Here is a 13,955-nt window from a genome sequence, read left to right on the forward strand (position 1 = left end):
CCGACGTCAGACGCACCCACAGGACCGTCGCGGAACCAGCCGCGACGGGAACACCTTCAGCCGCTCGCGCCGTGACCCGGCGACCCGCAGCCCGTCATCGAGGACGAGATCCACCGCGGCCCGGGCCATGGCCGACCGGTCCGAGGCGATGGTGGTCAGCGGCGGATCCGTCAGCGCCGCTTCCTTGATGTCGTCGAACCCGGCGACGGCCAGCTCCCCCGGTACGTCTATCCGCAGTTCACGCGCCGCCCGCAGCACACCGATGGCCTGGTCGTCGGTGGAGCAGAAGACCGCGGGCGGCCGGTTCGGCCCGGAGAGGATGTCGAGCGCCACGTGATACGCGTCGTAGCGGTTGTACGGCGCCTCGAACAGCCGCCCCTCGGTGGGGATCCCGGCCTCGGCCATCGCCCGCCGCCAGCCTTCGACGTGGTCGGAGACCGGGTCGCCGACCGCCGGGGTCTCCGCGGTGCCGCCCATACAGGCGACGTACGGGTAGCCGTGCTCCAGGAGGTGGCGTACGGCGAGCTGGGCGCCGCCCAGGTCGTCGGTGACGACGGCGACGTCGTCGATGGCCTCGGGCCGCTCGTGGAGGAGGACGACACGGGCGTCCCAGGCCTCGATCTCGGCGGCGGCCAGGTCGTTCAGTGCGTGGGAGACGAGGATGAGTCCTGAGACGCGCATTCCGAGGAACGCCCGCAGATAGTGGACCTCGCGCTCGCCGACGTAGTCGGAGTTGCCGACCAGGACCATCTTTCCGCGCTCGGCGGCGGCCCACTCGACCGCGTGCGCCATCTCCCCGAAGAAGGGCTGGCGCGCGTCCGGGACGATCAGGCCTATGAGATCCGTGCGCCGCGAGGCCATCGCCTGGGCGACCCGGTCGGGCCGGTAGCCCAGTTCCTTGATCGCGGCGAGGACACGCTCGCGCGTGGCCGGGGCGACCGGCCGGGGTCCGTTGTTGATGACATAACTGACGACGGCAGTGGAAGTCCCCGCCAGCCGCGCCACATCATCCCGAGTCACCTTGGCCACGCGCGGAGTCTACGCGGATGGACCCGCTCTGGGCAGGGCGTGAAGGAGCTTCGCTGTGCTCCGGCTGTCGCTCGGCTGTGCGAAGGCAACGCCGGTGACGCCCCGCCCGGGCGTCCGTCGCGTCTCTCTATGCCTCGGCCTTGACCTCGACGCCGTCCAGGACGGTCGTCTCGTCCGCATCCTCCGGTTTTGCCTGGCCGGCCTTGGCCTTCGGCTCCTCGGCGGTCCGGTCGGCCTTCTCCGGGGTAACGAATCGATAACCGACGTTCCGGACGGTCCCGATGAGTGACTCGTGCTCGGGGCCGAGCTTCGCGCGCAGCCGTCGTACGTGCACGTCCACGGTCCGGGTGCCGCCGAAGTAGTCGTAGCCCCAGACCTCCTGCAGCAGCTGCGCGCGCGTGAAGACGCGGCCCGGGTGCTGGGCGAGGTACTTCAGGAGCTCGAACTCCTTGAAGGTGAGGTCGAGGACCCGGCCCTTGAGCTTGGCGCTGTAGGTCGCCTCGTCCACCGACAGGTCGCCGTTGCGGATCTCCATGGGGGAGTCGTCGGCGACGATCTGCTGGCGGCCCATGGCGAGCCGGAGGCGGGCCTCCACCTCGGCGGGGCCCGCGGTGTCCAGCAGGACGTCGTCGATGCCCCAGTCGGCGGTGACGGCGGCGAGGCCGCCCTCGGTGACGACGAGGATGAGCGGGCAGCCGGGGCCGGTGGACCGCAGGAGCTGGCACAGGCTGCGCACCTGGGGCAGGTCACGCCGGCCGTCGATGAGGATGACGTCGGCGCCGGGGGTGTCGACGAGGGCGGGACCCTCCGCCGGAGCCACGCGCACGTTGTGCAGCAGCAGGCCGAGGGCGGGGAGCACCTCCGTCGACGGCTGGAGGGCGTTGGTCAGGAGCAGCAGAGAACTCATACGTCTGGTTCCTCCTCGGTCCCTGCGAGGACATCTGGGGGTACGGAACTGCTCTGCGATCCCGAAGGCCCCGTACACCTGCGGTTTCCCGCGTCGTATACAACGCTTCCGAAAGCACAAAAGGACCCGGGGGCTACGCTGCCCGAGTCCTCTGCCCAGCAGAATAGCCCACATGAGCAACGGTCCGGCAGGTCATGTGGCACGATCCACGGTTCGTCCGCACTCTGAGACAACCAGACGTACACCTTTGCGGACGTTTCTGCACACCGACGACGGCGTGACGATCGATTCCGTATACGACCCGGGTGCGGTCGTATACGACTCCTCGCGTCCATCTGCCGGTGACCTGGTGTTCGTCGTCGCCCATGGCTTCACGGGCGATGTGGACCGGCCGCATGTTCGACGGGTGGCGGAGGCCCTCACCCGGCACGGCGCCGTCGTCACCTTCTCCTTCCGGGGCCACGGCGCGTCGGGCGGCCGGTCGACGGTCGGCGACCGCGAGGTGCTGGACCTGGCGGCCGCGGTGCGCTGGGCGCGGGAACTCGGGCACACGCGCGTGGCGACGATCGGCTTCTCCATGGGCGGGTCCGTGGTGCTGCGGCACGCGGCGCTGTACGGCGCGGCGGATGCCGTCGTGTCCGTGAGCGCGCCGGCCCGCTGGTACTACCGGGGCACACCCCCGATGCGCCGTCTGCACTGGCTGGTGACCCGGCCGGAGGGGCGTCTGGTGGGCCGCTACGGATTCCGTACGCGGATCCATCACCGGGAGTGGGATCCGGTCCCGATGTCCCCGGTGGAGGCCGTACCCCGGATCGCGCCCACGCCGCTGCTGATCGTGCACGGCGACCAGGACGGCTACTTCCCCCTCGACCACCCTCGCATGCTGGCCGGGGCCGCCGGTGACCACGGCGAACTCTGGCTGGAGCCCGGCATGGGGCACGCCGAGCACGCCGCCACCGACGCGCTGCTGGGCCGCATCGGGGACTGGGCCGTCGCACAGGGCGGCTAGCCTGACTGGGTACACAGCCGATCGATTGAGGGACCGGATGCCAAAGGTCACGGTGCGCTACTGGGCCGCCGCGAAGGCCGCGGCCGGGATCGCCGAGGAGCCGTTCGACGCGGCCACCCTCGCCGAGGCGCTCGACGCGGTGCGCGAGCGACACCCCGGGGAACTGACGCGCGTACTGCGGCGATGCTCGTTCCTCGTCGACGGTGACCCCGTGGGCACCCGCGAACATGAGACGGTACGGCTGGCCGACGGCGGCACGGTCGAGGTGCTCCCGCCGTTCGCAGGAGGGTGACGATGAGCGACCAGCCGTATCAGGGACAGGGCCATGGGCAGGGCCAGAGCCATGGCCAGGGTCAGGGGTACGACGGGTATGACCCGTATCCGCAGCACCAGCAGCCCGCGCCGCAGGCATGGCCCGGACAGCAGCAGCCGCACGACGACGCGCAGGCCGCCCAGCAGTACACCCAGCAATGGCAGGGGCAGACCTGGGAGACCCAGGTGCAGCCGCCGATGACCTCGGGCTCGGCCGCGCAGACGTCGTCGTACCCGCAGCAGCAGTCCGCGCCGCCGCAGGCATGGTCCGGGCAGCAAGGCTGGGACGGTGCACAGCATCAGCAGGGGCGGCAGCAGCCTCCCGCCCAGGCGCAGGCCCACCCCCACCCCCACGCCCACTCCCACGCTCAGGCTCAGTCACAGGCCCAGTTCCAGCCCCGCGCGCAGGCGCAGAGCGGGGCGCGGATTCAGGCCCCCGCGCCGGTCACGGACACGGATACTGACGCGGCTGCGGATGTTCAGCCGGGCGACGACGCCGACGGCTACGGCCCCGCGACGGTTTCCGGCAACGCCCGCATCACGGACGCCCAGCGGGCCCGGCTGGAGGGCCGGTCCCCGATCATCGAGCCGGGGATGCAGCCGGCCGCGCTCACGGCGCTGCTGGGGCTGCTGCTCGCGGGGGCGGCGGCGGTCGGTTCGTACGCCCTCCTGCTGCCCCTGGTCGCCCTCCAGGCGCTGACCGCGGCGGGCTGGTTCCGGCTGAACGGCATGTGGCCCGCCCGGCAGGGCATCGCGCTGGCCTTCGCGGGGGCGCTGACGGCGGACGTGGCGCTGCTGGCGTCCGACCACGCGCCGGCCGCGATCCTCGGCACGCTGGGCGTGTGGGTGCTGCTGTCGCTGGTCCTGCAACTGCGCTCGCACGCCGATCCGGACGAGCGGATGTACGGCCTGATGGCGACGGTCGTCTCGGCCGCGCTGGCGATCGTCGCGGGCGGATTCCTCGCGGCGGCGGCGGACGCGGTGACCGTCGGGGCGCTGGCGGTCGCGGTGGCCGTCCTGGCCCGGGCCCTGCCGCTGCCGACGCCGGCCTCCGTGGTGGTCTCGCTGCTCGCGGCGGCCGGGGCGGGCGTCGCCGGGGGTGCCATGACCGGGGTCGGCGCGGGCGGGGCGCTGCTCGGGGCGGGCGCCGCGGCGTGCGCGCTGATCGGCCATCGGGTGGCCTCCTACGACTACCCGTCCAGGTTCGTCCACTTCACGGCGGGCGTCGCCCTGCCGCTGGCGGCGGCGGCACCGGCGGTGTACGTGCTGGGCCGCGCGCTGGTCTGAGTTCCAGGGGCTCCTCGCCCCAGGTACCTGTTACAGATGATCCACAATTCGCCGGTCAACCCCCGGTGCGGCGTTACCCTCACGCATGACGGCCACCAGCCGTCGTTGACCGTCATGACCGTCAAGACCAACGTCGTTGATGACCGCCAAGGTGGGGGGAACACCACAACATGCGCGCCCTGCGGATACTGCTGATCGTCGTCGTGATACTCGGCGGCCTCTTCGTGCTGGCCGACCGGCTGGCCGTCGGGTTCGCCGAGGACGAGGCGGCCGGCAAGCTCCAGAACACCGAGAACCTCGCCACCGCGCCCGACGTGTCGATCAAGGGCTTTCCGTTCCTGACCCAGGTCGCGAGCGGCACCCTGGACGACGTCGAGGTCGGCATCAAGGACTACGAGGCCACCGCCGGCACCAACGGCAAGACGATCCGGATCGACGACCTCAAGGCGAACATGAAGGGCGTCGAGTTCTCCGGCGACTACAGCTCCGCCACCGCGGCCACCGCCACCGGCACCGCGTCCATCACCTACGCCGAACTGCTGAAGACCGCCAAGTCCGAGCCCACCCAGGTCGCCCCCGGCGTCACCGCCAGCGTCATCGGCCTCTCCGACGGCGGCAACGGCAAGATCAAGGTCGCTGTGGAGGCCACCGTCCTCGGCACCAAGCTGCCCGAGCCGGTCTACGTCCTGAGCTCGGTCACCGCCCAGGGCGACACCGTGCGGGTGAAGGCCGACACGCTGCCCAACTTCGGCGGCGTCGACATCGCCGAGGCCAAGGCCCGTGCGATCACCGACTTCCAGCAGAACATCGAGGGCCTGCCCGGCGGCATCCAGCTCGACAAGGTCCAGGCGGCGAAGACCGGCGTCGAGATCACGGTGCGGGGTTCGAACGTCCGCCTCGCGGGGTAGCCCGCGGGTAGTACGCGGGTCGGCACACCGCTTGAACGCCGTGTGTCCGACTGGCGAGACGGCTCCGTCCGTACCGTAGATGTGATCGCCGGAGCAGGCGCGCGGAGACCACCTCCGTGCGCCCTCGGCAGTGATTCAATCCCACATCCCGGACGATCCCGTCTCAGGATGCGACACGCCGGTGACACGCCCGCCTGTCCGTCCCTACGATCGAGCCCATGCAGTGTTCGACAAGCGTCCTCCGGTCGCGGGGACAGGCGGATCTCACGAAGCGGCGGGCAGTAGACCTGTGCCGCGTTGCCGCCATGCTCTGTCGCCCCTTCTGAGCGGAAGCTCCGACTTCTGCGTTTCCCCACGCCCTGACCAGGGCACAGGTGCGCCGTCTCGGCATGAGCGAGCGCACCCCACCGCACTCGCACGCCCCGCCGTAACTGCCCCGGAGGAGAGAAGAGCATGAGCCGCAGCGACGTCCTCGTCGACGCCGAGTGGGTCCAGGACAACCTGGACAACGCCAACATCGCGATCGTGGAGGTGGACGAAGACACGTCCGCCTACGAGAAGAACCACATCAGGAACGCGATCCGCATCGACTGGACCAAGGACCTGCAGGACCCGGTCCGCCGCGACTTCATCGACCAGGAGGGCTTCGAGAAGCTCCTGTCGGCGAAGGGCATCGCCAACGACACCCTGGTGATCCTCTACGGCGGCAACAACAACTGGTTCGCCTCCTACGCCTACTGGTACTTCAAGCTCTACGGCCACGAGAACGTCAAGCTCCTCGACGGCGGCCGCAAGAAGTGGGAGCTGGACGCCCGCGAGCTGGTCGAGGAGGTCCCGGAGCGGGCCACCACCGACTACAAGGCCAAGCCGCAGAACAAGTCCATCCGCGCCTTCCGTGACGACGTCGTCGCCGCGATCGGCTCGCAGAACCTCGTCGACGTCCGCTCGCCCGACGAGTTCTCCGGCAAGCTGCTCGCCCCGGCCCACCTGCCGCAGGAGCAGTCGCAGCGCCCGGGCCACGTCCCGAGCGCCCGCAACATCCCGTGGTCGAAGAACGCCAACGACGACGGCACGTTCAAGTCGGACGACGAGCTCAAGGAGCTCTACGCCGAGGAGCAGGTGGACCTGGCGAAGGACACCATCGCCTACTGCCGTATCGGTGAGCGCTCCGCGCTGACCTGGTTCGTGCTGCACGAGCTGCTCGGTGTGGAGAACGTCAAGAACTACGACGGCTCCTGGACCGAGTACGGCTCCCTGGTCGGCGTTCCGATCGAGCTCGGCGCCAACAAGTAAGTCCCAACCCTCTCGTAACCCCCGACCGGCCTTCCTTCCGGTCAGACCCCTCTTGGAGAAAGACATGTGTGGAGCGAAGGCCGGCGGCCCCGACGCCTCGACGATCAAGCCCGGTGAGACCACGATCCAGGGTCAGGTGACCCGCGACGGCGAGCCGGTGACGGGCTACGTCCGTCTGCTGGACTCGACCGGCGAGTTCACCGCGGAGGTCCCCACCTCCGCCACGGGCCAGTTCCGCTTCTACGCGGCCGAGGGCACCTGGACCGTACGTGCGCTCATCCCCGGCGCCACCGCCGACCGCACGGTCGTCGTCGCCGAGAAGGGCGCTCTCGCCGAGGTCGCCATCGCGGTCTGACCGCGAGGGACAAGTGACGGCCGAGGGGCCGCACCTCAACCGGGTTGGACGCCCGAGGTGCGGCCCCTTCGGCGTACCCGGACCTACCCTTGAAGCATGTACGCACGGCGACGTCATATGTACTTCGCCATGATGGGGACGTGCATCACGCTCTTCGTCCTGGCGTGGGGTGTCGTGCGCCTGTGGTCGGTGCCGGTGGCCGTCGGGATGTGTGTGGTCGCCATGGTCATCCCGCCGCTCGCCGCGATGGTCGCCAACCGGCGGGGACCGGAGGACCGCTGGTGGGACGACCCGTCCGGCGACCCCAAGTCCGACGAGTGGTGGGACGAGCTGGACGGCAAGAAACGCCCCCGATCGCAGTAGAGCCGCGCCCCGGTCGCAGTAGCGGCGCGCCCCGGTCGCGGTAGCGGTGCGCCCCCGGTCTCAGTAGACGAGCGCCTGCGTCTCGTCGCCGAGCGCCTCCTGTACGAAGACCTGCGCGCCCGCGATCCGTACGCCCTCGATCAGGTCCTTCTCCGTGATGTCCCGGCGGGCCGCGCACTGGGTGCACAGGGTGAGCCGGCCGCCGGCCAGGATCGCGTCGATCAGGTCGGGCAGCGGGGCGGCGTGCGGCAGCTCGAACTCGGCGGCGCGGCCCGGCAGGGCGAACCAGGCGGACTCGCCCGTCAGCCACAGCGACACCTCGACCCCGCTCGCCACGGCCACCGCCGCCACCGTGAACGCCTGCGAACAGCGTTCGGGGGCATCGGCCCCCGCCGTCACCTTGATCACGAGCTTCTTCGCCATAGCCGGAATCGTAGTGCCGCGGGCGCCCGCGTAAGCTTGGCCACGGCCTTGTGCAACCGCACCCTCGCTCACCAAGGAGCACCCCGTGGAGATCTTCTTCGAAGCACTGCTGGCACTGGTCTGCGTCGGCGTCCTCGCATTCGCCGGGCTGACCGTGAAGAAGCTGTACCAGGGCCAGCGCTGACCCGGATCGCCGCGTTCACCGACTTACGAGACTTCTGAGCTGCTCATGATCGAGATTCCGTCCGACCTCCACAAGGACCTGGTCCCCCTCGCCTTCCTGCTCGGCAACTGGGCGGGCGCGGGCGTGCACGACTTCCCGGGGTCCGAGAAGTGCAACTTCGGGCAGGAGGTCGCCTTCACGCACGACGGCCGTGACTTCCTGGAGTACCAGTCCCACACCTGGGTCCTGGACAACGACGGCAACAAGGTCAGGCCGCTGGAGACCGAGCACGGCTTCTGGCGCATCGACGCCGACCGCAAGGTCGAGGTCACGATGGTCCGCGACGACGGCGTCGTCGAGATCTGGTATGGCGAGATGGCGGCCAAGAAGCCGCAGATCGACCTGGTCACGGACGCGGTGGCCCGCACGGCGGCCTCCGGCCCGTACACCGGCGGCAAGCGCCTGTACGGCTACGTCAAGAGCGACCTGATGTGGGTCGGCGAGAAGCAGACCCCCGAGGTCGAGCTGCGCCCCTACATGTCGGCACACCTGAAGAAGGTCGTCACCCCGGAGGATGTCGAGCGCTGGGCCAAGGCCCTGCCCGACGACATGCCGGACGACGGGATCGCCTTTTTCAAGTAGGCCTAGACTCGTCGGTGTGGTGAGCACCGACTGGAAGAGCGACCTCAGGCAGCGCGGCTACCGGCTGACGCCGCAGCGGCAACTCGTGCTCGAAGCCGTGGACACCCTTGAGCACGCGACCCCCGACGACATCCTCGTGGAAGTGAGGAAGACGGCGTCGGGGGTCAACATTTCCACCGTGTACCGGACCCTGGAGCTCCTGGAGGAGCTGGGGCTGGTCAGCCACGCCCATCTGGGGCACGGCGCGCCGACGTATCACCTGGCGGACCGGCACCATCACATCCACCTGGTGTGCCGCGACTGCCAGAACGTCATCGAGGCCGATGTGTCGGTGGCCGCGGAGTTCACGGCGAAACTGCGGCAGACCTTCGGGTTCGACACGGACATGAAGCACTTCGCGATCTTCGGCCGGTGCAAGGACTGTGCGCTGAAGAGTTCAACTACCGAGTCGTAGGGTTAGTCATATGAAGAGCCCTCTGCTGTCCCTGCCCGGAGCCGTGCCCGCCGAGGGTGTGGACGAAGGCGTCGCCGCCCACTACGGCGATCTGTTCCGCGAGCAGCGTGCCCTCGCCGACGGCACCGGATTCGTCGACCTCTCGCACCGCGGGGTCGTGGCCGTCTCCGGCGACGACCGGCTGAGCTGGCTGCATCTGCTGCTCACCCAGCACGTCAGCGACCTGCCGACCGGTGAGGCCACCGAGGCGCTGATCCTCTCCGCGCACGGCCATATCGAGCACGCGCTGTATCTGGTGGACGACGGGACGACGGTCTGGGCCCATGTCGAGCCCGGCACCCAGGAGGCGCTGATCGCGTACCTGGAGTCGATGAAGTTCTTCTACCGGGTCGAGGTCGCCGACCGGACGGCCGATCGCGCGGTCGTCCATCTGCCCGCGGGTTCGATCGCCGAGGTGCCGGAGGGCGTCGCCGTACGCGAGACGGCGTACGGCCGTGACCTCTTCCTGCCCCGGGCCGACCTGGAGTCGTACGCCGAGAAGGCGGGCCCGCCGGCCGGGATCCTGGCCCACGAGGCGCTGCGGGTCGAGCACCACCGCCCGCGCCTCGGCTTCGAGACCGACCACCGCACCATCCCGCACGAGCTGGGCTGGATCGGCACCGCGGTGCATCTGCAGAAGGGCTGCTACCGCGGCCAGGAGACGGTGGCCCGCGTCCAGAACCTCGGCAAGCCGCCGCGCCGGCTGGTCTTCCTGCACCTGGACGGCAGCGAGGTCCACGTGCCCGCGCACGGCACCGAGATCCGGCTGGCCGACGAGGAACCCGACGGCCGCAAGATCGGCTTCATCACGACGTCCGTACGCCACCACGAACTCGGCCCGGTCGCGCTCGCGCTGGTCAAGCGGAACGTGCCGCTGGACGCGAGGCTGCTGGCCGGGGAGACCGCGGCCGCGCAGGAAGTGGTCGTCGAGCCGTAGCCGTAGCCGTGGTCGTGGTCGTGGTCGTAAGTCGTACGACTACATCTCCAGCAGCACGGTGAACGGGCCGTCGTTCGTCAAGGACACCCGCATCTTGGCGCCGAAACGGCCCGTCGCCACCGTGGCGCCCAGGGCGCGGAGTTGGGCGACGACCTCGTCGACCAGGGGCTCGGCGATGTCGCCGGGGGCGGCGGCGTTCCAGGTCGGGCGGCGGCCCTTGCGGGCGTCGCCGTAGAGGGTGAACTGGCTGATGACCAGGAGCGGGGCGTCGATGTCGCTGCACGACCTCTCGTCGTTCAGCATGCGGATCGACCAGAGTTTGCGGGCGAGTTGGGCGGCCTTCTCCTTGGTGTCCTCGTGGGTCGCCCCGACGAGGACGCACAGCCCTTCGCCGCTGATCTCCCCGACCGTCTCGCCGTCCACGACGACGCTCGCGCCGTCCACTCTCTGCACCACAGCTCGCATGCCGCCATCATGCCGTGTGCGCGAGACTGCCTCGTAAGGGGCTTCTTTTTGTTTCCTTAACCCCCCATCTGGGGCTGTTCATGGGCACTCGGTCACATAGCGGCCAGTTGGGATGGCACCATGCTTCCACGCGCCGGTCGAGGGGACGGTAGAGGCATATGAGCACACCGAGTACCGGGCAGCCGCCTGCGGCTGTCGTGTTGAACCAGGCGGCCAACCTGGACGGCATCCGCCCGCCCACACAACGCACCGCCGACGACCCGGGCCCGGGTCCACGGCTGCCCGTGGATCCGCCCGAGCTCGATCTGACCGTACTCAGCCTGCCGGAGCTGCGCACCCTGCGCCGCGACGCCCAGCGCGACGAGGCGGACCTGAGTTATGTACGACGTCTGCTGCAGGGGCGGATCGACATCCTGCGGGCGGAGCTGGCGCGCCGCTCCCCGGCCGGCGCGGCGTCCGTCGTGGACCGTCTCCCGGAGATCCTGACCGACGCACCGGCCCGCCACCGCTCCTCGGCCCGCCATGTGACCCTGGGCACCCCGCAGAGCGAGGAGTACCGGCGGTTGGCGGCGGAGATGCTGGCGGAGGTCGAACTGTCCGACCTGGAGGCACGTACGGACGTCGAGCTGAACACCGCGATGGGGCGGCTCGTGCGCTACGAGCAGCAGGTGTCGCGGCGCCGCCAGCGGTTGCAGCGGACGGCCGACGACTGCAGCGCGGAGATCGCGCGACGCTACCGGGACGGCGAGGCCCAGGTGGACGACCTGCTGACGTAGCCGACCTCCTGACGTAGCCGAGAAGAACGAGCGGGCGCCGCCCGGATGGCCGACGCCCCGCTTCGTACGTCCGGGCGACCGCGGTGCCCGGACAGCCACTGAGCCCTCCTCCCTGCCGATGACAGGTCTGCTCATCCGTAGCGAGCTGTTCAGTTGTGGCTGTGCCGTCGATGTTCAGTTGTCGCTGTGAAGTTGTGACTGTGCTGACCGACCGGGCTCCCGGCTCCCCTCCGGAAGGGAGCCCGGCCAGCCGAACCTGGAGCCGACTCGGATGGCCAACCTTCCTGAAGTTTGACCATGTTGTTGAAGTTGGCGACCAACTTCACTGTACTTATGACCGCTTGGAAGCGTCTCATAACCACCTTCCCAGGAACTGCCTAAAGATGGCGGGAAGTTGTAGTGTTTGGTCGTGGAGCCGAAACACGCCTCCGTCAATGGGCGGAAGAGGTCACAGCGGCCACAGAAGTCACACCGGGAGGTGGCCGACGAGCTGCGCGCCCGGATCACCTCGGGTGAGTTGCGGCCCGGTCAGCGCATGCCCACCCAGGCCAAGCTGGCCGATGAATTCGGCATCGAGCGCGGAGCCGTACGGCAGGCCCTGCGGATTCTGCAGTCGGAGCACCTGCTCACCAACGTCTCCAAGGGAGCGCCGGCCACCGTCGCGCCCGACCTCGGCAGAACGGCGCTGACCGGCCCCGGAGCACCGCCGCAGTCCACCATGGTGGCCCTCGCCCCGCGTATCGCCGCCGCCTTCGCGGCCCCGCACGTCGAGATCGACGCCCTGTGTCTGACCTCGGTCTCCCTCACGCTCGCCATCGGCGAACCGCTCCGCCAGATCCATGTCGGACAGCTGAATCCGGCCAAGGTCGACGTCCGTGTCCTGCTGCCCAGCCGGGACATCCCGCTCGCCTTCCCCACCCCGGTGGGCGACTCGGCCGACGACGACGCACAGTTACGGCGCCGCTGGCTGGCCCAGCGCAACGCCCAGGGGCAGGTGCTCCGGCACAATCTGCTGGCGCTGCGTGCCACGCACGGCATCGATGTCCAGGTCAGCTTCCGTGCGCTGCCGTTCACTCCGCCGGTGAAGCTGTATCTGCTCAACGGCGCGGAGGCGCTCTTCGCCTACTACACGGTGGCCCGCAGCGAGGTGGAGATCGACCACCGGCACCTGGAGATGTACGACGCCCCGGGCATCCAGTCGATGCTGTTCGCCTTCGAGCAGGGGGCCGCGCTGCGGGACACGACGTTCGTGGAGCAGTCGCATGTGTGGTTCAACGCACTGTGGGAGACGATCAGTTCGGAGCTGGTGCTCACGAGCTGATCGTCTCCCACAGCGTTTGACCTGGGTGTTCGTCGAGACTCATAGGGCGGGCCCCGACACCAGGATCGCGAGGACGACGGCCCCCATCGAACTGATAGCGGGGTTCTTGGCCTTGATGCCTATCGTGAGCAGCAGTAGGCCGATGATGCCGGTGGTTCCGTACTTCCACTGGAGGGTCTGTTCGACGCCGACGACGAAGACGGCGGAGAGGAGCGCGAGGACGGGCATCGGTGTTTCCTCCTTCAGGATCCTGGGGATGGAAGGATTACTTCCGCCAACTCAAACCAACTTGACGCCAACTCTGACTAAGTTGTCCCCACTTGGCCCCTACTTTGAAACAACTCTCAAACAACTCCCGCTAGATAGGTGCGAGTTGTAGCGTTTGGTCGTGACTCAGGAGAACGTGGCAGTGAACGGCAGCAGGAGACTCTCGCCCCAGGAGATCGCGGACATCCTGCGGGAACGGATCCGCGTCGGAGAGCTCAAGGCGGGCGACCGCCTGCCCACCCAGGCCGAACTGGCCGAGGAGTTCGGCGTGGAGCGAGGCGCCGTACGCCAGGCCCTGCGCGCGCTCCAGGAGGACGGTCTGCTCACCAACGTCAGCAAGGGCAGCCCGCCGCGCATCGCCCTCCCGGCCCCCACCCGGGGCGCCCCGCAGCCGACGATGGTCGGCCTCGCCCCCCGGCTGGGGGAGGCGTTCGCCGCACCGCACGTCCGCGTGGACGTCGTATGCCACACCTCCGAGACCCTGATGCTGGCCCTCGGTGAGCCGCTCCGCCAGATCCACGAGGGCTCGATCCGCCCCGAGTCGATCGAGGCCCGCATCCTGCTGCCGTCGCGGGACATCCATCTGGCGTTCCCGGTGCTGGTGGAGGGCCGGGAGGACGACGACCCGGTCCACAAGCGGTGGCTGGAGATGCGCAACGCCCAGGCCCAGGTGCTGCGGCACAACCTCCAGGCCGTGCGCGCGACCCACGGCATCGACGTCCGGGTCACCTTCCGCGCCCTGCCGTTCACCCCGCCGGTGAAGCTCTACCTCCTCAACGGCGACGAAGCGCTGATCGGCTACTACGTCCTCACCGAACGCCAGGAGGAGTACGAGAGCCGCACCCTGGACATGTACGACGCCCTGGGCTCCCAGTCCCTGCTCTTCTCCTTCGTACGACAGGCCGGACAGCGCGACGCCGCGTTCGTGGAGGAATCCCAGAAGTGGTTCGACGCCCTCTGGGAAACCATCACGACGGACCTGACACTCTCCTAGTGACTTCTGAT

At 69.4% G+C, this 13,955-nt stretch carries 19 protein-coding genes; 14 read left to right on the top strand and 5 right to left on the bottom strand.

Annotation, left to right across the window (positions count from 1 at the left end; translation table 11 throughout):
• Positions 1–6 precede the first annotated feature (6 nt).
• Positions 7–1,029 (bottom strand): LacI family DNA-binding transcriptional regulator, encoded by a 1,023-nt coding sequence (locus tag ACFWYS_RS31425; RefSeq protein WP_384776096.1) that lies wholly within the window; start codon positions 1,027–1,029, stop codon positions 7–9.
• 127 nt (positions 1,030–1,156) lie between these two features.
• Complete coding sequence (locus ACFWYS_RS31430; protein ID WP_384776098.1) at positions 1,157–1,936, bottom strand: response regulator transcription factor; 780 nt, start codon at positions 1,934–1,936, stop codon at positions 1,157–1,159.
• 172 nt (positions 1,937–2,108) lie between these two features.
• On the opposite strand from ACFWYS_RS31430, the gene ACFWYS_RS31435 reads away from it, so the two are divergent.
• The 8 genes from ACFWYS_RS31435 (at position 2,109) to ACFWYS_RS31470 (ending at position 7,463) form a co-directional block, all read left to right on the top strand.
• Positions 2,109–2,945, top strand: coding sequence for an alpha/beta hydrolase (locus ACFWYS_RS31435; protein WP_384776100.1), 837 nt, complete (start codon positions 2,109–2,111; stop codon positions 2,943–2,945).
• Positions 2,946–2,982: 37 nt separating this feature from the next.
• Entirely contained in the window at positions 2,983–3,237 is a 255-nt protein-coding gene (locus tag ACFWYS_RS31440) for a MoaD/ThiS family protein (protein WP_272119498.1), read from the top strand.
• A 2-nt stretch (positions 3,238–3,239) separates the two neighbouring features.
• Positions 3,240–4,544 (top strand): hypothetical protein, encoded by a 1,305-nt coding sequence (locus ACFWYS_RS31445; protein ID WP_384776103.1) that lies wholly within the window; start codon positions 3,240–3,242, stop codon positions 4,542–4,544.
• A 170-nt stretch (positions 4,545–4,714) separates the two neighbouring features.
• Positions 4,715–5,452 carry a DUF2993 domain-containing protein gene (locus ACFWYS_RS31450; protein ID WP_384776105.1) on the top strand — a complete coding sequence of 246 codons (738 nt, stop codon included), beginning with the start codon at positions 4,715–4,717 and terminating at the stop codon, positions 5,450–5,452.
• 218 nt (positions 5,453–5,670) lie between these two features.
• Positions 5,671–5,778, top strand: a complete 108-nt coding sequence (locus tag ACFWYS_RS31455; protein WP_384776107.1) for an Ms5788A family Cys-rich leader peptide — start codon at positions 5,671–5,673, stop codon at positions 5,776–5,778.
• A 127-nt stretch (positions 5,779–5,905) separates the two neighbouring features.
• On the top strand, positions 5,906–6,745 hold the full coding sequence (locus ACFWYS_RS31460; RefSeq protein ID WP_384776109.1) for a sulfurtransferase: 840 nt from the start codon (positions 5,906–5,908) through the stop codon (positions 6,743–6,745).
• Between the two features lie 64 nt (positions 6,746–6,809).
• Positions 6,810–7,100 (top strand): DUF1416 domain-containing protein, encoded by a 291-nt coding sequence (locus tag ACFWYS_RS31465; RefSeq protein WP_384776111.1) that lies wholly within the window; start codon positions 6,810–6,812, stop codon positions 7,098–7,100.
• A 96-nt stretch (positions 7,101–7,196) separates the two neighbouring features.
• Positions 7,197–7,463, top strand: a complete 267-nt coding sequence (locus ACFWYS_RS31470; RefSeq protein ID WP_384776113.1) for a DUF3099 domain-containing protein — start codon at positions 7,197–7,199, stop codon at positions 7,461–7,463.
• Positions 7,464–7,523: 60 nt separating this feature from the next.
• Here ACFWYS_RS31470 and ACFWYS_RS31475 read toward each other — a convergent pair whose 3' ends face one another.
• Positions 7,524–7,886, bottom strand: coding sequence for a DsrE family protein (locus ACFWYS_RS31475; RefSeq protein ID WP_272119511.1), 363 nt, complete (start codon positions 7,884–7,886; stop codon positions 7,524–7,526).
• Between the two features lie 229 nt (positions 7,887–8,115).
• Between ACFWYS_RS31475 and ACFWYS_RS31480 the strand changes: the two genes are divergently transcribed.
• Genes ACFWYS_RS31480 through ACFWYS_RS31490 form a run of 3 tightly spaced genes read left to right on the top strand, consistent with a single transcriptional unit; the run spans position 8,116 to position 10,121 of the window.
• The gene (locus tag ACFWYS_RS31480; RefSeq protein WP_384776115.1) at positions 8,116–8,691 is read left to right on the top strand and encodes an FABP family protein; all 576 of its coding nucleotides are present in this window, start codon (positions 8,116–8,118) and stop codon (positions 8,689–8,691) included.
• Positions 8,692–8,707: 16 nt separating this feature from the next.
• Entirely contained in the window at positions 8,708–9,145 is a 438-nt protein-coding gene (locus tag ACFWYS_RS31485) for a Fur family transcriptional regulator (protein ID WP_272119515.1), read from the top strand.
• Positions 9,146–9,155: 10 nt separating this feature from the next.
• Entirely contained in the window at positions 9,156–10,121 is a 966-nt protein-coding gene (locus tag ACFWYS_RS31490; protein ID WP_384776117.1) for a YgfZ/GcvT domain-containing protein, read from the top strand.
• Positions 10,122–10,160: 39 nt separating this feature from the next.
• Here ACFWYS_RS31490 and dtd read toward each other — a convergent pair whose 3' ends face one another.
• Positions 10,161–10,586: a D-aminoacyl-tRNA deacylase gene (gene dtd, locus ACFWYS_RS31495; protein WP_384776119.1), complete on the bottom strand. Its 426-nt coding sequence runs from the start codon at positions 10,584–10,586 to the stop codon at positions 10,161–10,163.
• A gap of 158 nt (positions 10,587–10,744) precedes the next feature.
• Between dtd and ACFWYS_RS31500 the strand changes: the two genes are divergently transcribed.
• Positions 10,745–11,362, top strand: coding sequence for an aerial mycelium formation protein (locus ACFWYS_RS31500; RefSeq protein ID WP_384776121.1), 618 nt, complete (start codon positions 10,745–10,747; stop codon positions 11,360–11,362).
• Positions 11,363–11,765: 403 nt separating this feature from the next.
• On the top strand, positions 11,766–12,683 hold the full coding sequence (locus ACFWYS_RS31505; protein ID WP_384776123.1) for a winged helix-turn-helix domain-containing protein: 918 nt from the start codon (positions 11,766–11,768) through the stop codon (positions 12,681–12,683).
• 39 nt (positions 12,684–12,722) lie between these two features.
• Here ACFWYS_RS31505 and ACFWYS_RS31510 read toward each other — a convergent pair whose 3' ends face one another.
• On the bottom strand, positions 12,723–12,911 hold the full coding sequence (locus tag ACFWYS_RS31510) for a hypothetical protein (RefSeq protein WP_384776125.1): 189 nt from the start codon (positions 12,909–12,911) through the stop codon (positions 12,723–12,725).
• Positions 12,912–13,065: 154 nt separating this feature from the next.
• On the opposite strand from ACFWYS_RS31510, the gene ACFWYS_RS31515 reads away from it, so the two are divergent.
• A complete protein-coding gene (locus tag ACFWYS_RS31515) occupies positions 13,066–13,944 on the top strand; it encodes a winged helix-turn-helix domain-containing protein (protein ID WP_384776127.1) in 879 nt (292 codons plus the stop codon).
• Positions 13,945–13,955: the final 11 nt, after the last annotated feature.

The sequence above is a fragment of the Streptomyces sp. NPDC059010 genome (assembly GCF_042740355.1).
Taxonomy (GTDB): Bacteria; Actinomycetota; Actinomycetes; order Streptomycetales; family Streptomycetaceae; genus Streptomyces.